Genomic DNA, 21576 nt, shown 5'->3' with positions numbered 1-21576 from the left:
GCCTCAGCATTCCCACTCGGAGCGGCTGAACAGGTAACCCTTGCCCCAAACAGTCTTGATCTTGCGCGCCTCGCCGGCGTGGTCGTCGAATTTGCGCCGCAGCTTGGAAATCGCCACGTCCACCGAGCGGTCGGTGCCGTTGAATTCGATGCCGCGCAGGCGTTGCAGAATCTGGTCGCGGCTCAACACTTCGCCGGCATGCCGGGCCAGCACCACCAGCAAGTTGTATTCGCCGCTGGACAGCTCGACCAGTTGCTCGCGCCAGGTCACGGTGCGCTCGGACAGGTCGATGCACAAATTGCCCATGAGGATGCGGTCGTTGGCAGTCTGCGGTTCGCTGAGGCTGCTGCGGCGCAACAGCGTACGTACGCGGGCCAGCAACACGCGGGGTTCGCAGGGTTTGGTGACGTAGTCATCGGCGCCCATTTCCAGCCCCAGCACCTGATCGTGGCTGTCGTCGCGGGCGGTGAGCATCAGGATCGGCAGCGTGGCCGAATCCGCGCGCAACAAGCGACAGACTTGCAGGCCGTCGAGCCCCGGCAACATCAGGTCGAGGATCACCAGGTCCGGCGGATTGACCCGCGCGCGCTCGCGCACGTGGTCACCGCGGCTGATCACGCTGACGGAGTAGCCGTTGCGTTCCAGGTAGCTGGAAATCAACTCGGAGAGCGCGGTGTCGTCTTCGACCAGGAGGATGTTGGGCATGGGTGTTTCCAGAAAGTGCAGTGGCGTCTGTTATGACGCCTTCGCGAGCAGGCTCGCTCCCACAAGGGATCTCATGTGGACACAAGTTTTGTGAACACCACCTAAACCCTGTGGGAGCGAGCCTGCTCGCGAAAGCGGTTTGCCAGGCGCAATAAATTTCAAGGGGTGAAGGATATACGCCCTCACCCACACCTGAGTAAAACCCTTACACAATTTCACACAGCACCAACAAAGCTTCACCGCTACCCTCGTCGCCTCCCCGTAGGATGCGGGAGTTCATTATTGGGGTATTTACATGTCAAAGAACCTGCTTGCCAAGCTCAGCCTGCTTGCCCTGGCGTTGACGCTGAGCGCGTGTGACAAATCCACGAACGCTGAAGAGCAGGCGCCGTTGGCCACCGTGCGCATCGAGACCATCAAACCCCGGCCCCTGTCGATCACCAGTGAATTGAGCGGGAGGATTGCCGCGCCACGTATTGCCGAAGTGCGCGCCCGTGTCGCCGGCGTGGTGTTGCAACGTGCCTTCCACGAAGGCAGCGACGTGAAAAAAGGCGACGTGCTGTTCCGCATCGACCCGGCACCGTTCAAGGCCGACCTGGACAGCGCCGAAGCCTCGCTGCGCAAGGCCGAGGCCAACGCCTTCCAGGCCAGGCTGCAAGAACAGCGCTACGCCCAGCTGATCGAAGGCAATGCCATCAGCGGCCAGGATTACGACAACGCCCGGGCCGCCGTACGGCAAACCGCCGCTGAAGTCGCGGCCAATAAAGCCGCCGTGGATCGAGCGAAATTGAATCTCGGGTACGCCACCGTCACCGCACCGATTTCCGGGCGCATCGGCCGTGCATTGGTCACCGAAGGCGCGTTGGTCGGGCAGAACGAAACCACGCCGCTGGCATTGATCCAGCAGTTGAACCCGATTCATGCCGACCTCACCCAGTCGACCCGCGAACTCAACGACCTGCGTCGCGCCTTCCGTTCCGGCCAGTTGCAGGAAGTGGGTCAGGGTCAGGCCAAAGCCACGCTGATTCAGGATGACGGCAGCCTCTACCCGCTGCCGGGCAAACTGTTGTTCACCGACATCACCGTCGACCCGGGCACCGGCCAGATCATCCTGCGCAGCGAGTTTCCCAACCCGGACCTCGACTTGCTGCCGGGCAGCTTCGTGCGGGTGCGCCTGGAACAAGCGGTGAACCAGCAAGGCATCAGCGTGCCGCAACGCGCCATTCAACGCGACAGCGCGGGTGTTGCGCAGGTGCTGGTGCTCGATGCGGACCTGCGTGTCGGCCAGCAAACGATAGAACTGGGCGCCGTGCAAAACGATCGCTGGATCGTCACTGCAGGCCTCAAGTCCGGCGACCGCATCGTCATCGAAGGCCTGCAACACGCCAAGCCCGGCGAGAAAGTGCAGATCGACGACTCCCCTCTTCCACTTGCCCAGGTTTCTGGTCAGTAAGCAGGACGCTTTTCTATGCCGCAGTTCTTTATCGACCGCCCGGTGTTCGCCTGGGTGGTTGCCCTGTTCATCCTGCTGGCCGGTGCCCTGTCCATTCCGCAATTGCCGGTGGCGCAGTACCCCGATGTCGCGCCACCGCAGGTCGAAATCTATGCCGTGTACCCGGGCGCCTCGGCGCAAACCGTGGACGAAAGCGTGGTCAGCCTGATCGAGGAAGAGCTCAACGGCGCCGATCATCTGTTGTATTTCGAATCGCAAAGCAGCCTCGGCAGCGCCACGATCAAGGCGACTTTCCAGCCGGGCACCAACCCGGAGATGGCCCAGGTGGATGTGCAAAACCGCCTGAAAGTCATCGAGTCGCGCCTGCCGCAAGCGGTCAACCAGCAAGGTTTGCAGGTGGAGAAAGTCTCTGCCGGTTTCCTGCTGCTGATCACCCTGACCTCCAATGACGGCAAACTCGACGACGTAGCGCTCAGCGATTACCTGGCGCGCAACGTGATGAACGAGATCAAGCGTCTGGACGGTGTCGGCAAGGCCCAGCTGTATGGCGCCGAGCGGGCGATGCGGATCTGGATCGACCCGCAGAAACTGATCGGTTTCAACCTGACGCCGGCCGACGTCAACGCGGCCATCGTTGCGCAGAACGCCCAGGTTTCGGCCGGCAGCATCGGCGACCTTCCGACCCGCACCACCCAGGAAATCACCGCAACCGTTCTGGTCAAAGGCCAGCTGTCGACCCCGGAAGAGTTTGCCGACATCGTGCTCAAGGCCAATCCGGACGGTTCCACCGTGCGCATCGGTGATGTGGCGCGGGTCGAGATTGGCAGTCAGGAATATCAGTTCGGCACGCGCCTGAACGGCAAGCCGTCCACCGCCGTCGGCGTGCAATTGTCCCCCGGCGCCAACGCCCTCAGCACCGCGACACTGGTGCGGGCGAAGATGGATGAACTGGCGCGCTACTTCCCGGCCAATGTGGAATACAAGATTCCCTACGACACCTCGCCCTTCGTCAAAGTCTCGATCACCAAAGTGGTTTACACCCTGATCGAAGCGATGGTGCTGGTGTTCGCGGTGATGTTCCTGTTCCTGCAAAACATCCGCTACACGCTGATTCCGACGTTGGTGGTGCCGGTGGCGCTGATGGGCACTTTTGCGACCATGCTTGCGCTGGGGTTCTCGATCAACGTGCTGACCATGTTCGGCATGGTGCTGGCCATCGGCATTCTGGTGGACGACGCCATCGTGGTGGTGGAAAACGTCGAACGGATCATGGTCACCGAAGGCCTGTCGCCCAAAGAGGCGACGCGCAAAGCGATGAAGCAGATCACCGGGGCGATCATCGGCATCACTCTGGTGCTGGTGGCCGTGTTTATTCCGATGGCGTTCATGCAGGGTTCGGTCGGGGTGATTTACCGGCAGTTCTCGCTGTCGATGGCCACCTCGATTCTGTTTTCAGCGTTCCTCGCCCTGACCTTGACCCCGGCGCTCTGCGCAACGCTGCTCAAGCCGATTGCCAAGGGTGAGCATCACGCCAAGGGCGGTTTCTTCGGCTGGTTCAACCGACGCTTCGAGCAACTGACCGAGCGCTATCAGGGCTGGGTCGCTTATGCGCTGAAGCGCAGCGGTCGTTACCTGCTGATCTACGGCGTGCTGCTGATCGGTCTGGGGCTGTGCTTCAGTCGTCTGCCCTCTTCGTTTCTGCCGGTCGAGGATCAGGGTTACACCATCACTGACATTCAACTGCCACCCGGCGCGAGCAAAAATCGCACGGTGCAAGTGGTCGAGCAGATCGAAGCGCACAACGCCACCGAACCGGGCGTCGGCGACAGCACGGTGATTCTTGGTTTCAGCTTCTCCGGCAGCGGGCAGAACGCGGCGTTGGCGTTTACCACGTTGAAAGACTGGTCGGATCGCGGCAGCGACGACTCGGCGAGTTCGATTGCCGACCGCGCCAACATCGCGCTGAGCCAGATCAAGGACGCCATGGCGTTCTCGGTCCTGCCGCCGCCGGTGGACGGCCTGGGCACCTCCAGCGGTTTCGAGTTCCGCTTGCAGGACCGTGGCGGCCTCGGCCATGCCACGCTGATGCAGGCACGTACCGCGTTGCTGGCAGCCGCCGAGAAAAGTCCGATCCTGATGAACGTGCGCGAAAGCGCGCTGGCCGAAGCGCCGCAGGTGCAACTGATCGTCGACCGTAAACAGGCGAATGCGCTGGGGGTTTCGTTTGCCGACATCGGCAGCGTGCTGTCCACCGCTGTCGGTTCGGCTTACATCAACGACTTCCCCAATCAGGGGCGGATGCAGCGGGTGGTGGTCCAGGCTGAAGGCGATCAACGCAGTCAGGTCGCCGATCTGCTGAAGATCCACGTGCGCAACAGCAGCGGGAAAATGGTGCCGCTGTCCGCCTTCGTCCAGGCCAAATGGACTCAGGGCCCGGCCCAATTGACCCGTTATAACGGCTATCCGGCGATCAGTATTTCCGGTGAGCCAACGCCAGGCCACAGCACCGGTGAAGCCATGGCGGAAATCGAGCGACTGGTCGCGCAAGGGCCTGCGGGCCTGGGCCAGGAATGGACCGGGTTATCGCTGCAGGAACGGTTGTCCGGCAGCCAGGCGCCGATCCTGCTCGGGTTGTCGCTGTTGATCGTGTTCCTGTGCCTGGCGGCGTTGTATGAAAGCTGGTCGATTCCGACTTCGGTGCTGCTGGTGGTGCCGCTCGGCGTGCTCGGCGCCGTGTTGGCCGTGACCTTGCGCGGGATGCCCAACGACGTGTTCTTCAAGGTCGGCCTGATCACCATCATCGGCCTGTCGGCGAAGAACGCGATCCTGATCATCGAGTTCGCCAAGAGCCTGTACGACGAAGGCCACGACCTGATCGACGCCACCCTGCAAGCCGCGCGCCTGCGCCTGCGGCCAATCGTCATGACGTCCCTGGCGTTCATCCTCGGCGTCGTGCCGCTGGCGATTGCCACTGGCGCGAGCTCGGCAAGCCAGCAAGCCATCGGCACCGGGGTGATTGGCGGGATGATCACCGCGACACTGGCGGTGGTGTTTGTGCCGGTGTTTTTTGTGGTGGTGATGAAACTGGTGCGCAAACGCCACAAAACCAACTGACCGCACACATCCCCCTGTAGGAGCGAGGCTTGCCCGCGAAGGCGTTGTAACAGTCAATAATTAACTCGACTGACACACCGCCTTCGCGGGCAAGCCTCGCTCCTACAGGGAATTGTGTGGGCCCGACGGGGCTCGCTGGGCTAAGGTGTTTGCATACCCCGGCCCATCGAGCTCATATGCCCTTCCTCGCCCGCACCCACCCTCGCCTGTCCGCTGCTGCGACCCTCGGTGTCGCGGTGGGCATTCTGGCTCCGGCCGATTCGATCATCAGCAAAATCCTCTTCGGCTGGAACGCCGGAGTCTGGTCGTATCTGGTGCTGATGCTCTGGCTCGCCGCCTGCGCCAAAGCGCCGGATGTGAAACGCATTGCCGAAGTCGAAGACGAGAACGCCGGGTTGGTGCTGTTCGTGGTGTGCATCGCCGCCATCGCCAGCCTGGCAACCATCACCTTCGAGCTGGCCGGCAGCAAGGACCTGGAAACCACCCGCAAACTGTTGCATTACGGGTTTACCGCGCTGACCGTTATCGGTTCATGGTTGTTGATCGGGGTGATTTTCAGCGTGCACTACGCCCGCCTGTTCTACACCTGGGCCGGCAAAGACCCGGCTTTGCGCTTCGCTGAAGGGCTGACCACCCCCAATTATTGGGACTTCCTGTATTTCTCGTTCACCATCAGCGCGGCCGTGCAGACCTCCGATGTCGGCGTGGCCACTCGGGATTTGCGCAAGATTGTGCTCGCGCAGTCGCTGATCGGTTTTCTGTTCAACACCGCGATTCTCGGGTTCTCGATCAACATCGCTGCGGGCCTGTTCAACTGAGCCGTGCACAAACGTTCTAGGCATCGCCCTCGCCACGGGCGTTAAATAAGCCGGCAATCCGTCTCACAGGTGCAGCATGACCACTCACAACTGGATCGACCTGGCCCAGGACGCCGACACCGGCATCGAGACGCTGCGCGCGCATTTCGAGGGCCACGCCTACGATCCGCACTGGCATGACAGCTATCTGGTAGGCGTCACCGAGCAAGGGGTGCAGCAATTCAACTGTCGGCGGGCCAGGCACCAGAGCACGCCGGGAAAGGTGTTTTTGCTCGAACCGGGTGACATCCATGATGGCGAAGCACCGACGGTCGACGGTTTCACCTACCGCATGCTGTACCTCGACCCGCAGTGGTTGAAGCGCGAGCTCAGTGCCGTGTTCGACAACGCGCCGGACAACAGTCAACTGAGCTTCGCCAATACCCTGGCCACCGACGCGCGCCTGGCCCACGCCACCAGCCTGGCGTTTCAGGCGCTGCACAACGGCGAGCTGAAAATCGTCCGCCAGACTGCCCTCGACGGTTTGCTCGAACGCCTCACCACTCACCTGCACTGGCGCGCCCGTTATGGCGAAGACCCGAAATTGCCGTTGGTGGCGCAAAAGGCCCGTGAGTTTCTGCACGCCCATGCCCACGAGGACATCGGCCTCGACCAACTCGCCGCCGCAACGGGCGTCGATCGCTTTCGCCTGACCCGCGCGTTCAAGGCTGCTTACGGCATCGCCCCTCACGCCTATCTGGTGCAATTGCGCCTGGCCACGGCCCGCAGAATGCTGGCCCGAGGCGAACAACCGGCCACGGTGGCCATGACGTTGGGGTTCGCCGACCAGAGCCATCTGGGCCGCTGGTTCGTGCGGACCTACGGCCTGACGCCCGCGCTGTATCGCAAGCGCTGCTCAAATCTTCCAGACAGTTGACCGTGGGATTGTGAAGATCGACTTCAAAGATCTTCACCGGAGTTTGCCCGCGATGCTGTCCACTTTCCCGACGTTACTGCCCTTCCTGTTGTTTGCGTTCGTGGCGTCGATCACGCCCGGCCCGACCAACATTCTGGTGTTGAGCAACAGTGCCCGATACGGCTTGGTGGCCGCCGTGCCGATCATCTTCGGCGCCTGTGCCAGCGCCGCGACAATTGTGTTGTTGGTCGGCAGCGGTGCCGGGGCGTCGTTGACCGCTTGGCCCTTCGTGCAAACCGCCATGCAGTGGATCGGCGTCGCCTGGCTGAGTTACCTCGCCTGGCAGATTTTCAACGCCCCGGCAGAGGCCGTCACCAACCAAAATGCCGACGCCCGACTCGGTCTTTTGGGCGCGGCCGGCCTGCAACTGATCAACCCGAAAACCTGGATGATGGCGCTGGCGGTTGTCAGTGTATTTGCCGGGGGCGGCGAACAGCGCCTGTCCCATGTGATGGTTTTGTCGCTGGCGTTCTTTCTGATTTCCCTGCCCTGCCTTGGGGTCTGGGCATTGCTCGGCGCGGGCTCCACGCGCTGGTTGCGCTCACCTCGCTCAATGCAACGCTTCAATCGCTGCATGGCCCTGTTGCTGTTGGGATCGGCCTGGTTGAGTCTTTGGGCCTGAATCCCATTCGTCGGCCATTGTCGGACAATCGACGATGCGGGGCTTGACGGCGTATTTGCTTTTGGTGTCTTCTGAAACCGGTTTCAGTGCGATCTCAAACGCACGGACCTTATAACTCCAATAAGAAGGTTTCAGACCGTGAACGATTTCTCCGCCGCCCAGCGCAGCCGCGTGACCATGCTTGATGTCGCCGAACATGCCAAAGTCTCCAAGGCCAGCGTGTCGCGGTTCATCGGCGAGGATCGCGCCTTGCTGTCCGATGCGATTGCGTTGCGCATCGAACAGTCGATTGCCGAACTGGGCTATCGCCCAAACCAGATGGCTCGCGGCCTGAAACGTGGACGAACCCGCCTGATCGGCATGCTGGTCGCCGACATCCGCAACCCTTATTCGATTGCCGTGATGCACGGGGTGGAAACCGCCTGCCGTCAACACGGCTACAGCCTGGTGGTGTGCAACACCGACCGCGATGACGAGCAGGAATGCCAGCACCTGGCCCTGCTGCGCTCGTACAACATCGAAGGGCTGATCGTGAACACCCTCGGCCACCACCGCGACGAATTGCAGGAACTGCATCGAGAAATGCCGCTGGTGCTGGTGGACCGCAAGGTCGAGCACCTCGAAAGTGACATGGTCGGGCTGGACAACCCGGCAGCGGTCGAGATCGCCATCGCCCACCTTGAAGAACTCGGTTACCGCGATGTGTTGCTGGTCACCGAACCCTTTGACGGCACCAGTTCGCGGATCGAACGGGTCAGCAGTTTCAAGGCGCAGATCGCCCGGCGTTTGGCGCTGCGCGGAACGATGATCGAAACCGGCAGTGACCTCACGGCAAACCTCAAAACCTTTCTCGATACACCCGGCCCCGGCCCGAAGGCGCTGTTCTGCGCGAACGGGATTGCGGCGCTGGCCGCGACCCATGCGTTGCGCGATTTGCAGTGCAAGCTGTTCGAGGATGTCGGCTTGATCGCCCTCGATGATCTGGATTGGTACCCGCTGGTGGGCAGCGGTATCACCGCCCTCGCTCAACCGACGACCGAGATGGGTGCAAGTGCGTTTGAATGCTTGCTCAAGCGCTTGCGCGGGGATGACGGGCCGGTGCGGACGATGGATTTTTCGGCGCGGTTGATTGTGCGCGGGTCGACCAGAGGGAATCTTCGGTGAATGTGAAGGCCTCATCGCTAGCAGGCTAGCTCCCACATTGGATTTGCGAACATAGCACCATTGTGGGAGTGAGCCTGCTCGCGATGAGGCCCGAAAGACCACCACAAAATTTCATCTTTTTTTTGAACAAAAATGAAACCGGTTTCAGAGGTCCATGACAATGCATAAACCACCCGTTTCCATCAGCCTCTCCAGCTACGGCGCCGACCTCGTCCGCCAGCGCGGCCAAGGCCATTTCATCGATATCCTCGCTGCTGCGGGCGCCACCCACATCGAATGGCGCGAAGAACTGCTGACCGTCGAAGACCCCGCCCAACTGGCCGATGCCACCCAGGCGCAAGGTCTCGAAAGCGTGTACTCCTCGCCGATGGAATTGTGGCTGGCCGGCCAGTCGAAACCCAATCCGCAACTGATCACCGCCCTGCAACGCGCCCAGGCCTTTGGCGCCAAATGGCTGAAGGTGTCCCTCGGTTACTTCACCGACACCAGCGACCTGCAAACCCTCACCCGGATCCTGAGCAAAAGCGCCGTGCAACTGCTGGTGGAAAACGATCAGACCCTGCACGGCGGTCGCATCGAACCGTTCCAGCGTTTTTTCGCCGCAGTCGAGCAACACAATCTGCCGATCAAAATGACCTTCGACATCGGCAACTGGCACTGGCAGGACCAGTCCGCCAGCAGCGCCGCGCGCCTGCTCGGGCGCCACGTCGGCTACGTGCACTGCAAAGCCGTGTCACGCCGGGCCGACGGCAAACTGGTCGCCGTGCCGCCTGCCGCCAACGACCTGCATTCATGGGAACAACTGCTGCGGCACATGGCCCAAGGCGTGATGCGGGCCGCGGAATATCCACTGCAAGCCGATGACCTGGTGCAGCTCACCACCGAGCATGTCGCCGCCCTCGCCCACTTGGGGCAAGCACGCCTGGAGAGCGCTCATGTCTGAGATCGATATCCTGTCGTTCGGCGAAACCATGGCGATGTTTGTCGCCGATCAAAATGGCGACCTCGCCAACGTCGACCACTTCCACAAACGCATTGCCGGGGCCGACAGCAATGTCGCCATCGGCTTGTCGCGACTGGGGTTCAACGTAGCGTGGCTGAGCCGGGTCGGCGACGATTCCCTGGGGCGGTTCGTGATCGACACGCTGCAAAAGGAAGGCATCGATTGCAGCAACGTTGCCCACGATGCCGCACACCCGACCGGGTTTCAGCTCAAGTCACGCACCGACGATGGCGACGATCCCATGGTCGAGTATTTCCGGCGTGGTTCGGCGGCGAGTCATTTGTCGCCGCAGTCGATCATCCCCGAGCTGCTCAAGGCGCGGCACTTGCACGCCACCGGCATTCCTCCAGCGCTGTCGGAAACGGCGCGGCAGATGTCTTTCGAACTGATGACGCGCATGCGCGAAGCCGGGCGCAGTGTGTCCTTCGACCCGAACCTGCGCCCGAGCCTGTGGGCCAGCACGCAACAGATGATCAGCGAAATCAACCGCCTCGCCGCCCTCGCCGACTGGGTGCTGCCGGGTTTGAGTGAAGGTCGTTTGCTGACCGGCTATGAAGACCCGGCTGACATCGCCGCGTTTTACCTCGACCAGGGTGCCGAAGCCGTGGCGATCAAGCTCGGCCCGCACGGCGCTTATTACCGCTCTCATCTGGATGAAGGTTTCGTGGCGGGCGTGCCCGTGGAAACGGTGGTCGACACGGTCGGTGCCGGCGACGGTTTTGCCGTCGGCATGATCAGCGCGCTGCTGGAAAACTACAGCTTTGCCGACGCCGTAAAACGCGCCAACTGGATTGGCAGCCGTGCGGTGCAGAGTCGCGGGGATATGGAGGGGTTGCCGACCCGCTCCGAAATGTCTGTCGAATTCGAAGACGCTTTCGCGGGCAAGCCTCGCTCCTACGGGATTGCGTAGATCCTGTAGGAGCGAGGCTTGCCCGCGAAGAGGCCAGATCAGGCAATGAAATTCTTGAACCCGTTACCTGCTGCGACAAAAACAACAAGCTCAGGAGCACCACTCATGAAAACCGCAACGCTCGCCACCCGCCGCTGGTGGTACATCATGCCCATCGTGTTCATCACCTACAGCCTGGCGTACCTGGACCGCGCCAACTACGGATTCGCCGCCGCCTCCGGGATGGCCGCAGACCTGATGATCACGCCCGGCCTGTCGTCGATGCTCGGCGCACTGTTCTTCCTCGGCTACTTTTTCTTCCAGGTGCCCGGCGCGATCTACGCGCAAAAACACAGTGTGAAGAAGCTGATTTTCGTCAGTCTGATCCTCTGGGGCAGCCTGGCGACGCTCACAGGGATCGTCTCCAACGCCTACTGGCTGATCGTCATTCGCTTCATGCTCGGCGTGGTCGAAGCAGCGGTGATGCCGGCGATGCTGATCTACCTGTGCCACTGGTTCACCCGTGCCGAACGCTCCCGGGCCAACACCTTCCTGATCCTCGGCAACCCGGTGACCATGCTCTGGATGTCGGTGGTGTCGGGCTATCTGGTGCAGCATTACAGCTGGCGCTGGATGTTTATCATCGAAGGGTTGCCGGCAGTGCTCTGGGCGTTTATCTGGTGGCGTCTGGTGGATGATCGTCCGGCCCAGGCCAAGTGGCTCAGCGACGCCGAAAAGCACGATCTGGAAAGCGCCCTCGCCGCCGAACAGGTGGGCATCAAGGCAGTGAAGAACTACGCCGAAGCCTTCCGCTCGCCGAAAGTGATCATCCTGGCCCTGCAATTTTTCTGCTGGAGCATTGGCGTCTACGGCTTCGTGCTGTGGCTGCCGTCGATCCTCAAGGCCGGCGCGCAAATGGACATGGTCGAAGCCGGCTGGCTGTCGGCGCTGCCGTATCTGGCGGCGGTGATCGGGATGCTGCTGGTGTCCTGGGGCTCGGACAAACTGCAAAAGCGCAAACGCTTTGTCTGGCCACCGCTGCTGATCGCCTCGATTGCGTTCTACGGATCGTACGCGCTGGGCGCCGAACATTTCTGGTGGTCATACACCCTGCTGGTGATTGCCGGGGCCTGCATGTACGCGCCTTACGGACCGTTCTTCGCGATCATCCCGGAAATCCTCCCGGCCAACGTCGCCGGTGGCGCCATGGCGTTGATCAACAGCATGGGCGCGCTCGGCTCGTTTGGCGGTTCCTGGCTGGTCGGTTACCTGAACAGCTCCACCGGTTCGCCGGGCGCGTCCTACCTGCTGATGAGCGGCGCGCTGATGTTTTCGGTGGTGCTGACAATTCTCCTCAAGCCCGGCGCCAGCGACCGGGAACGTCCTGCGGTTGCGCAAACACGCCCGACCGCCGCCCATCCTTGAATTGATGCAGAGATGAATACGATGAAAAAGCAGGTCGTGCTGTACAAGAAACTCTCACCGTTGCTGATGGCTCGCCTGCATGAGCAGACCGAGGTGACGCTGATCGACAACCTCGACGCCGATGGCCTGGCGCAACTGCGCGAGGCCCTGCCCCGCGCTCACGGGTTGCTCGGTGCCAGTCTGAAACTGGACGCGGGCCTGCTGGACCTGGCGCCGAATCTACGCGCCATCGCCAGCGTTTCGGTGGGCGTCGACAACTACGACATCGACTACCTGACCGAGCGGCGAATCCTGCTTAGCAATACTCCGGACGTGCTCACCGAAACCACCGCCGACACCGGTTTTGCGCTGATCCTCGCGTCTGCCCGGCGCGTGGTGGAACTGGCGAACATGGTTCGCGCCGGCCAGTGGAACCGCAACATCGGTCCCGTGCATTTCGGCAGCGATGTGCACGGTAAAACCCTGGGCATCATTGGCATGGGGCGAATCGGCGAAGCGTTGGCCCAACGCGGGCATTTCGGTTTCGGCATGCCGGTGATCTATCACAGCCACTCGCCGAAACCGGCGGTGGAACAGCGCTTCAATGCGCAATACCGCAGCCTGCCGGAGCTGTTGCAGCAGGCCGATTTCGTTTGCCTGACATTGCCGCTGACGGCGCAAACCGAGGGGCTGATCGGTGCTGAACAGTTTGCGCTGATGCGTCCAGAGACGATCTTCATCAATATTTCACGGGGCAAAGTGGTGGACGAAACGGCGCTGATCGAAGCGTTGCGCTCCGGGCAGATACGCGCTGCGGGGCTGGATGTGTTCGAACGCGAACCGCTGAACCCTGACTCGCCGCTGTTGCAACTGAACAACGTGGTGGCGACGCCGCACATTGGCTCGGCGACCCATGAGACGCGCGAAGCGATGGCGACGTGTGCGGTGGACAATCTGTTGGCTGCGTTGGCGGGTGAGCGGCCGAAGAATCTGGTGAATACCCGGGCGTGGAAGGATTGAGGCGTCCGGCGTTTGGAGATAGCCATCGCCGGCAAGCCGGCTCCTACAAGGTTTGCGCAATGTTCGTAATTAACGCACCCCTGTAGGAGCTGGCTTGCCAGCGATGGGGCCCTCAGGCCCGGCGCGCCTCCAGAAGATCCGCCGCACACAACGCAATCCGCCGACACGCATCCGCCAGTTTCCGTTGATCCACCACCAACCCGATCCGGATGTGCCCCGCCGCGCTCGGCCCGAACGCTTCGCCGGCCAGCACCGAAACGCCATAGCCCTCCAGCAGCCGCTCGGCGAAGTGCTGGGCAGACAACCCGGTCTGGCGCACATCGACCATCACAAACATCCCGCCATCCGGCCGTACCGCACGCACCCCCGGGCACGCATTGAGGCTTGCGCACACCAGGTCGCGACGCTGACGGTATTCCTCGCGCATCATCGCCACTTCCGGCAGATCACCCTCCAACGCAACCTGCGCCGCCTTCTGCACAAAGTCCGGAATGCCGAACAGCATGCACAACGACAGATGTTCCAGATGGTCAATCAAGGGTTTGGGGCCGATCACCCAACCGACCCGCCAGCCGCTCATGGCGTGGGATTTCGACAGGCTGTTGAGCGTCGCGGTACGCTCGGCCATGCCGGGCAGGCTGGCCGGGCTGATGTGCTCGCCCTCATACAACAGATCGCTGTAAACCTCGTCACTGATCAGCCACAGGTTGTGCCGAATACACAGCGATGCCAGTTCCTGCCAGATCTTCAGCGACAGACTGGCACCGGAAGGATTGTTCGGACTGTTGAGCAAAAGCGCGCGGGTTTTCGGCGTGATCAGCGCCGCGACATCCGCCGGATCAACGCGAAAGCCGTTCTCCGGACGCACCGCCACCGGCACCGCTTTCGCCCCGCAAGCGCCGAACACGCCTTCATAAGTCACGTACATCGGTTCGGCGACGATCACTTCATCACCCGGATCGAGCAGGCATTGCACGACCGAATACACCCCGCATTGCGCGCCGGGCATCACAATCACTTCATCGACATCCACCGTCTGCCCACTGCGTCGCCGATGACGGCTGACGATGCTGTCGCGAAGCCCGCGACTGCCGCGCACTTCTGCGTAATGGGTATCGCCGGCCAACAGGCTGTCGATGCACGCCTGAACGATGGGGCGCGGCGTATCGAAGTCCGGATCGCCCACCGACAACAGCAACACATCGACGCCCTGCTCTCGTAATTCCAATGCTCGGTAATGAATCTGCCAGGCCGCAGCGCCGTCTCCGGCAATTCGTTGGGTCAAGGCTGAATAGCGCATGTATTTCTCCAATCGCGCGTGTTCCTAGTCTCAACCCTATCTCAAATCACGAAACGCGCCACCATCGCATTCAAATCAACGGCCAGGCGCGACAGTTCGTGGGTGGCAGCGCTGGTCTGATTGGCTCCTGCAGCAGACTGGGTCGCCAGGTCACGGATGTTCACCAGGTTGCGGTCAACTTCGCGGGACACCTGCGCCTGCTCTTCGGACGCGCTGGCGATTACCAGGTTGCGTTCGTTGATCAGATGGATCGACTGGGTGATCTGCTCCAGCGCGACACCGGCGGCTCGGGCCATTTCCAGGGTGCTGTGGGTGCGCTGATTGCTTTGCTGCATCGACGACACCGCCTCCCCCGTACCGTTTTGGATGCCGGCGACCATCTTCTCGATTTCCTGAGTCGATTGCGCCGTGCGATGCGCCAACGCCCGCACCTCGTCCGCCACCACCGCAAAACCACGCCCGGCTTCACCGGCACGGGCCGCTTCAATCGCGGCGTTCAGTGCCAGCAGGTTGGTCTGTTCGGCAATGGCGCGAATCACGTCCAGCACCTTGCCGATGTCCCGGCCCTGAGCGGCCAGGCCTTCGATCATCAGCGAGGTGTTCTGCACGTCGTGGGTCATGGTCTGGATCGCATCGACGGTTTCCACCACGCGGTCGCGCCCTTCACGAGCAGCCTGGGTCGACTGGTTCGAGGCTTCGGAAGTCGACACGGCGTTGCGCGCCACTTCTTCCACGGCGGCGGTCATTTCGTTGACGGCGGTGGCGGCTTGTTCGATTTCATTGTTTTGCTGTTGCAGACCACGGGACGCTTCTTGCGTGACCGTGCTCAGCTCTTCGGCGGCGGCGCCCAACTGCGTGGCGGAACCGGCGATCTGCTCGATGGTTTTGCGCAAGTTGGCCTGCATGGTGGACAAGGCGCCGAGCAAACGGGCCGGTTCATCCTTGCCGTCGATTTCAATGGCTTTGGTCAGGTTGCCGCCGGCGATGGTTTCCGCTGCCTGCACCGCACGATTCAACGGCGTGATAATGCTGCGGGTCAGCAGCCAGGCCAGCAACACAGTCATCAGCGCCGCCACCACTGACACCGCAATGATTCCGTTCACGGCGGTGTTGTAGTTGTCTTCGGCGAGAACCCCGGCCGCTTTGGCGCCCTCGGTGTTGTACGTCACCAGTCGATTGAGCTGTTCGCCCATCTGGTCGGTGCCGTCCTTGATCTTCGTGTTGATCAGCGTGCGCATCTCGTCAATTTTATTCTGACGCGACAGGTCCATCATTTCGCGCTGGGCTTGCATGTAATTGTCCAGGGTCGCGCTGAACACCTTATACAGCGCCGCTTCGTCCGGACCCGCCGGCAATGCGGCGTAGCTGGCCTGGGCCTTGCGCGCCTTGTCGGTCAGCGCGCCGATACGGGTTTCAGCTTCCTGCAAACTGGCCGGCTCGCGGTTGACCAGAATGCGGAACGACAGAATCCGCATGCGCAGGATATTTTCGGTGACATTACCCAGGAAGCCGACGCTGGGCAGCTGGGTGCTGCCCATGTCGATCGAGGACTGGCGGATGATCGACATTCGGTTCACGGCAAACACGCCCAGTACGATGACCAGCAAGGCGATGAAGGCGAAACCCAGGAAAGCTCGAGGCGCGATGTTCAGATTACGCAGGGACATAGGACGATACTCGGTGATAGAGGCTTCGAGCGTCCTTGCCGTGATCACTGGCGGGCGGGCGTTGAGGCGCACCGTTCAGTCTGGCGCCACTGTTGTAATAGGTTTGTGTGCGCCTGATATCTGTATCGGCTGGGGTTGAGGATTTTTGCGGGGATTTGCGAAATATATTTCAAGGGATTACGAGTGTTTCATCCGTGAAACACTCAAGAACCACACAAACCCTGTAGGAGCCAGCTTGCTGGCTCCTACAAGGTGTGGGGAGAATTCAGGATTGGCGTTTGGCGATACGCCATACTCGGGCGATGTCGCTCGCACGCTCACGCAACAACCGTGGCGCCTCGGCGCATGCCTGCTCCAGGGTCATCGGCCCGCTCGCCAAGGCAAACGCGGCGTCGATGCCGTGCTCGTACAGGGCTTGATAACCCTCGCCCAAGGTGCCGGCGATGACGATGACCGGCACGCCGTGTTGCCCGGCGATGCGTGCGACACCAAACGGTGTCTTGCCGCGCAGGGTTTGCGCATCGAAGCGGCCTTCGCCGGTGATCACCAGGTCGGCGCCCTTGACCGCATCGGCCAGGCCGACCAACTCCGCGACCACTTCAACCCCGGCCTTGAACTGCGCACCCAGGAAGGCCTTGGCGGCGAACCCCAGGCCACCCGCCGCGCCGCTGCCCGGCTCGTCACGCACGTCATTGCCGAGGACCTGGGCGCAAAGCCCGGCGAAGTGCCCGAGGGCGCGATCCAGTTGCTCGACCTGCGCAGGCGTTGCGCCTTTTTGCGGACCGAAAATCGCAGAGGCGCCGTGGGGACCGCACAGGGGATTGTTGACGTCGGCGGCGATATCGAAGCGTACGTCGGTCAGGCGCGGATCGATGTCACTGAGATCGATCCGCGCCAGTTGCGCCAGTGCCAATCCACCGGGCGCCAGGGTTTGGCCTTGTGCATCGAGCAGTTTCACGCCCAGCGCTTGCATCGCCCCCGCGCCGCCGTCGTTGGTGGCGCTGCCGCCAATCGCCAGGATCACCCGTTGCGCCCCGGCGTCGAGTGCCGCGCGGATCAACTCACCGGTGCCGAAGGTGCTGCTGATGCACGCATCGCGCTGCCCCGGCGGAACGAGTTGCAGGCCGCTGGCCTCGGCCATTTCGATGATGGCGGTGAGGCTCTGGGGCAACCAGCCCCACGCGGCGTCGACCGTTGTGCCCAGCGGCCCTTTGACGCGGGTGCGACGCAGTTGACCTTCGCAGGCGGCCAGAATCGACTCGACCGTGCCTTCGCCACCATCGGCCATCGGGCATTTGACCAGTTGCGCATCGGGCCAGACTTCAACCAGACCAAGGGCAATGGCATCGGCCACGCCTTGTGCGCTGAGGCTGTCCTTGAACGAATCGGGGGCGATGACGATTTTCATGCGAATTCTCCAGTTCCAATGCCCCCATGCTGCCAGCCGGCCTGAACAATAACGCCGGTCCGCTGCACAAGTGGCATGGAGGATTATTGTTCATTTTCACAAAACCTTGTGGGAGCAAGCCTGCTCGCGATAGCAATCTCAAGTACGCCGAAAAACCTGTAGGAGCCCGGCTTGCCGGCGATGGCGATTTCGAGGACGCCATCGCCGGCAAGCCGGCTCCTACAAGGACGTGTTCACAACGTCATGGATTTGCGTCGGTTTGTGGGAGCAATTGCACGCCGAGGTACAGCGCCAGCATGCCATCGAGGCGCAACGGGTCGACGCCGCTGAGCTCGGCAATCCGCTCCATCCGGTAACGCAGGCTGTTGCGGTGAATGCCCAGCGCATCGGCGCAGGCCTGGCTCTGGCCGTCGTGATCGCACCAACTGCGCAACGTCGCCAGCAATTGGCCGTTGCCGTCCTTGGCGATGACTTTGCGCAAGGGCTTGAGCAATTCGTCCAGCGCATCATCGTTGCGATGGCGCCAGAGCATCACCGGCAATCGATAGCGGGTTAGCGTCAACAGACGAGAATGCGGCAGTACATCACGCCCATAAGCCAGCAAGTCGCCGACCCGCCGATAGCAACGGCGCAAGCCCGACAAGCCATCGGCCTGCCCGCCCACGGCGATGCGCAAGATATTCCAGCCGAGGCCGTCGAGCTTTTCCAGCAAGCGGTCGTTCTCGATCGCCTGGTTTGCCGGCCGGCACCACAGCAACGACGACTTGGCCGAACTCACGCACCAACTGTCCGGGTAGCGCGAGGTCAGCCAGGCGCTGAGTGCGTCGACGGTTTGCCCCGGACCGTGCTCCATTCCCAGCTCGAACAAATACGGCACCCGCGTCAATTGCGGTTTGAGCCCAAGCTGTTGCGCCTCATCGATCAAGCGCGGCGAATCCCCTGCCTCGCTGAGCAGCAACGCCAGCAAATCATCGCAACGCTGGCGCCGCCATTGCTGCTCGGCCTGCTGATTGCGCTGGCCCACCAGCATCTCGGCGGTCATGCGCACCAGTTCGGCGTAGGTGCGCAATTGTTCGGGTTCGCCGGTGATGCCGAGCACGCCAATCAGCCGTTGATCGAGCAACAGCGGCAGGTTGATACCCGGTTGTACGCCCTTGAGGTGGATAGCGGTTTGCGCATCGATTTCCACCACCCGCCCGTTGGCCAGCACCAGTTGCGCGCCTTCGTGCCGGGTGTTGACCCGCTCCGGTTCACCACTGCCCAGAATCAACCCCTGGCTGTCCATGACGTTGACGTTGTAAGGCAGGATGGCCATCGCCCGGTCGACGATGTCCTGGGCCAGGTCGTGATCGAGTTCGAACATTGTGGTGGTCCTTCAAAGCGCGGTTGTTCACCCGCACAGGGCTTGGTTGCAAACCCTGTGCTCAGGCACAAAGACAGCAGCCCTGAGGGTGGTCGAGACTCTCAGGGCGATCAACGTTACCCTTTGCATCGCAAAAAATCATAATAAAGAGAGAGCCCGCCATGTCACAGAGCGCCGCCGCAACCCAGGCCATCGTTGACGAAAAAAACGCCGTCTACAAACGCATTACCCTGCGTTTGATCCCCTTCATCTTCATCTGCTACCTGTTCAACTACCTCGACCGGGTGAACGTTGGATTTGCCAAGCTGCAGATGCTCGACGCGCTGAAATTCAGTGAAACCGTGTACGGCCTCGGCGCCGGGATCTTCTTTATCGGCTACGTGCTGTGCGGCGTACCGAGCAACCTGGCGCTGACCAAATTCGGCCCGCGCCGCTGGATCGCGCTGATGATGATCACCTGGGGCACGCTGTCGACCTGCCTGTTGTTCGTCACCACCCCGACCGAGTTCTACACCTTGCGCCTGTTCACCGGCGCGGCCGAAGCCGGGTTCTTCCCGGGCGTGGTGTTGTACCTCTCCCAGTGGTTCCCGACCTTCCGCCGTGGCCGCATCATGGCGCTGTTCATGTCGGCGATCCCGGTGTCCGGCCTGCTCGGCAGCCCGTTTTCCGGCTGGATTCTCAATCACTTCGCTGCGGGCCAGGGTGGCCTGGCCGGCTGGCAGTGGATGTTCCTGCTGCAAGGCATCCCGACCGTGATCCTCGGCGCCCTCGCCTACTTCCTGCTGAGCGACAGTTACGCCAATGCCAAATGGCTCACGCCGTTCGAGCGCTCGGTGCTGGAAGCCGACCACGCTGAAGACCTGGCCAACAAACCGAAAACCACCACCGACTCGCTGCTGGCGGTGTTCAAGAACCCGGCGATCTGGGCGTTCGGTTTGATTTACTTCTGCATCCAGAGCGGGGTCTACGCGATCAACTTCTGGCTGCCGTCGATCATCAAGAACCTGGGCTTCAACGATAACCTGGTGATCGGCTGGCTGAGTGCGATCCCGTACCTGCTGGCGGCCGTGTTCATGTTGATGGTCGGCCGCTCGGCGGACTTGCGCAAAGAACGTCGCTGGCATTTGGTGGTACCCATGTTGATGGGCGCAGTGGGCCTACTGATCGCCGTGAACTTCGCCACCACGCCAGCCATCGCCATCCTTGGCCTGACGATCGCCACCATGGGCGCCCTCACCGGCCTGCCGATGTTCTGGCCGGTGCCGACCGCACTGCTGAGCGCCGGCGCGGCTGCCGGTGGTCTGGCGTTGATCAACTCGATGGGCCAGATGGCCGGCTTCCTCAGCCCGTACCTGGTCGGTTGGGTCAAGGACACTACTGGCTCGACCGATGCCGCGTTGTACTTGCTGGCGGGCGTGATTGTCTGCGGCAGCCTGCTGGCGTTGCGCATGACCCGCACCCTGCGCGTCTGACACCCACCCTGTAGGAGCCCGGCTTGCCGGCGATAGCGATCTCAAGGACGCCATCGCCGGCAAGCCGGGCTCCTACAAAGTCAAAAATTTACGTTTGCCCCCGACAGTTGTTCTGGTATTTGATTGAGCCTTTCCCACTGGTAAAAGGATTTCGTCATGAGCTACCGCACGCTGGGTCACTCGGGATTGCAGGTGTCCACCCTGACCCTGGGGACCATGATGTTCGGCGAACAGACCAGCACCGAAGATTCCCTGCGGATCATCGACAAGGCCTGGGACCAGGGCATCAACTTCATCGACACCGCCGACGTCTACACCAACGGTCGCTCTGAAGAGATCGTCGGCGAAGCGATCGCCGGCAACCGCCACGAATGGGTGCTCGCCACCAAAGTCGGTTTCGGCCCGGTGGACGGTGTGCCGAACCGCAGCGGCCTGAGCCGCAAGCACATTTTCAATGGCATCGATGCCAGCCTCACGCGCCTGGGCACCGACTACGTCGACCTTTATTACCTGCACCGCGAAGACCACAACACGCCGCTGGAAGTGACGGTGTCGGCCATCGGCGACCTGATTCGCCAGGGCAAAATCCGCAACTGGGGGTTGTCGAACTACCGTGGCTGGCGCATCGCCGAGGTCATTCGTGTGGCCGACAAACTGGGTGTCGACCGCCCTGTCATCAGCCAGCCGCTGTACAACATCGTCAATCGTCAGGCCGAAACCGAACAGATCACCGCCGCGCAGAACTACGGCTTGGGCGTTGTGCCTTACAGCCCTCTGGCGCGCGGCGTACTCAGCGGCAAATATGTGCCGGATGTAAAACCGGATGCCAACAGCCGCGCCGGGCGCGCCGACAAACGTATTCTGGAAACTGAATGGCGCGTCGAATCCCTGCGCATCGCCCAGCAGATCCAGCAATACACGCAAGATCGCGGTGTCGGCATCGTCGAGTTCGCGATTGCCTGGGTGCTTAACAACAGCGCCGTCACCTCGGCCATTGTCGGGCCGCGTACCGAAGAGCAATGGGATGCCTACACTAAGGCGCAGGCGGTGAAGATCACGGCGCAGGATGAAGCGTTTATCGACTCGCTGGTGACACCGGGGCATGCGTCCACGCCGGGGTTCAATGATGTGAGCCATTTCGTGTCGGGCCGTAAACCGCGCAACGCCTGAATCAACACAATCCAATGTGGGAGCGGGCTTGCTCGCGAAGGTAGTTTCA

At 61.8% G+C, this 21576-nt stretch carries 17 protein-coding genes; 12 read left to right on the top strand and 5 right to left on the bottom strand.

The features are described from left to right. Nucleotides 1-3: 3 nt before the first annotated feature. Entirely contained in the window at nucleotides 4-705 is a 702-nt protein-coding gene (locus ACYZUC_RS04285) for a response regulator (RefSeq protein ID WP_008031130.1), read from the bottom strand. 295 nt (nucleotides 706-1000) lie between these two features. On the opposite strand from ACYZUC_RS04285, the gene ACYZUC_RS04280 reads away from it, so the two are divergent. From ACYZUC_RS04280 to ACYZUC_RS04235, 10 genes are all read left to right on the top strand, one after another. Continuing rightward, nucleotides 1001-2158 carry an efflux RND transporter periplasmic adaptor subunit gene (locus tag ACYZUC_RS04280; RefSeq protein ID WP_461993819.1) on the top strand — a complete coding sequence of 386 codons (1158 nt, stop codon included), beginning with the start codon at nucleotides 1001-1003 and terminating at the stop codon, nucleotides 2156-2158. Between the two features lie 15 nt (nucleotides 2159-2173). Beyond that, a complete protein-coding gene (locus tag ACYZUC_RS04275) occupies nucleotides 2174-5272 on the top strand; it encodes a multidrug efflux RND transporter permease subunit (RefSeq protein WP_461993818.1) in 3099 nt (1032 codons plus the stop codon). A gap of 176 nt (nucleotides 5273-5448) precedes the next feature. Continuing rightward, a complete protein-coding gene (locus ACYZUC_RS04270; protein WP_461993816.1) occupies nucleotides 5449-6090 on the top strand; it encodes a DUF1345 domain-containing protein in 642 nt (213 codons plus the stop codon). Between the two features lie 76 nt (nucleotides 6091-6166). Then, complete coding sequence (locus tag ACYZUC_RS04265; protein WP_461993815.1) at nucleotides 6167-7006, top strand: AraC family ligand binding domain-containing protein; 840 nt, start codon at nucleotides 6167-6169, stop codon at nucleotides 7004-7006. A 52-nt stretch (nucleotides 7007-7058) separates the two neighbouring features. Beyond that, entirely contained in the window at nucleotides 7059-7667 is a 609-nt protein-coding gene (locus ACYZUC_RS04260; RefSeq protein ID WP_461993813.1) for a LysE family translocator, read from the top strand. Between the two features lie 138 nt (nucleotides 7668-7805). Beyond that, nucleotides 7806-8831, top strand: coding sequence for a LacI family DNA-binding transcriptional regulator (locus ACYZUC_RS04255; RefSeq protein ID WP_461993811.1), 1026 nt, complete (start codon nucleotides 7806-7808; stop codon nucleotides 8829-8831). A 160-nt stretch (nucleotides 8832-8991) separates the two neighbouring features. Continuing rightward, nucleotides 8992-9774: a sugar phosphate isomerase/epimerase family protein gene (locus tag ACYZUC_RS04250; protein WP_461993810.1), complete on the top strand. Its 783-nt coding sequence runs from the start codon at nucleotides 8992-8994 to the stop codon at nucleotides 9772-9774. Then, nucleotides 9767-10744, top strand: a complete 978-nt coding sequence (locus ACYZUC_RS04245; RefSeq protein WP_461993808.1) for a sugar kinase — start codon at nucleotides 9767-9769, stop codon at nucleotides 10742-10744. The genes ACYZUC_RS04250 and ACYZUC_RS04245 overlap by 8 nt, the downstream gene beginning before the upstream one ends. A 105-nt stretch (nucleotides 10745-10849) precedes the next feature. Continuing rightward, entirely contained in the window at nucleotides 10850-12148 is a 1299-nt protein-coding gene (locus tag ACYZUC_RS04240) for an MFS transporter (RefSeq protein ID WP_461993806.1), read from the top strand. A gap of 21 nt (nucleotides 12149-12169) precedes the next feature. After that, complete coding sequence (locus tag ACYZUC_RS04235; RefSeq protein WP_461996817.1) at nucleotides 12170-13147, top strand: NAD(P)-dependent oxidoreductase; 978 nt, start codon at nucleotides 12170-12172, stop codon at nucleotides 13145-13147. Between the two features lie 112 nt (nucleotides 13148-13259). On the opposite strand, the gene ACYZUC_RS04230 is transcribed toward ACYZUC_RS04235, so the two are convergent. The 4 genes from ACYZUC_RS04230 to ACYZUC_RS04215 form a co-directional block, all read right to left on the bottom strand. Continuing rightward, nucleotides 13260-14447: a pyridoxal phosphate-dependent aminotransferase gene (locus ACYZUC_RS04230; protein WP_192416235.1), complete on the bottom strand. Its 1188-nt coding sequence runs from the start codon at nucleotides 14445-14447 to the stop codon at nucleotides 13260-13262. A gap of 41 nt (nucleotides 14448-14488) precedes the next feature. Beyond that, a complete protein-coding gene (locus ACYZUC_RS04225) occupies nucleotides 14489-16114 on the bottom strand; it encodes a methyl-accepting chemotaxis protein (RefSeq protein ID WP_461993804.1) in 1626 nt (541 codons plus the stop codon). 265 nt (nucleotides 16115-16379) lie between these two features. After that, a complete protein-coding gene (locus ACYZUC_RS04220; protein WP_461993802.1) occupies nucleotides 16380-17522 on the bottom strand; it encodes a glycerate kinase in 1143 nt (380 codons plus the stop codon). A gap of 241 nt (nucleotides 17523-17763) precedes the next feature. Beyond that, a complete protein-coding gene (locus ACYZUC_RS04215) occupies nucleotides 17764-18885 on the bottom strand; it encodes a sugar diacid recognition domain-containing protein (RefSeq protein ID WP_008036866.1) in 1122 nt (373 codons plus the stop codon). A 161-nt stretch (nucleotides 18886-19046) separates the two neighbouring features. Between ACYZUC_RS04215 and ACYZUC_RS04210 the strand changes: the two genes are divergently transcribed. Both ACYZUC_RS04210 and ACYZUC_RS04205 read left to right on the top strand, forming a co-directional pair. Further along, nucleotides 19047-20357, top strand: coding sequence for an MFS transporter (locus ACYZUC_RS04210; RefSeq protein ID WP_008031098.1), 1311 nt, complete (start codon nucleotides 19047-19049; stop codon nucleotides 20355-20357). Between the two features lie 156 nt (nucleotides 20358-20513). Beyond that, nucleotides 20514-21527 carry an aldo/keto reductase gene (locus ACYZUC_RS04205; RefSeq protein ID WP_461993801.1) on the top strand — a complete coding sequence of 338 codons (1014 nt, stop codon included), beginning with the start codon at nucleotides 20514-20516 and terminating at the stop codon, nucleotides 21525-21527. The last annotated feature ends 49 nt before the right edge of the window (nucleotides 21528-21576 follow it).

This window comes from Pseudomonas sp. GT1P32 (genome assembly GCF_054897805.1).
The sequence above is the reverse complement of the archived record's forward strand: the minus strand, read 5'-3'. Positions and strand labels throughout refer to the sequence as shown.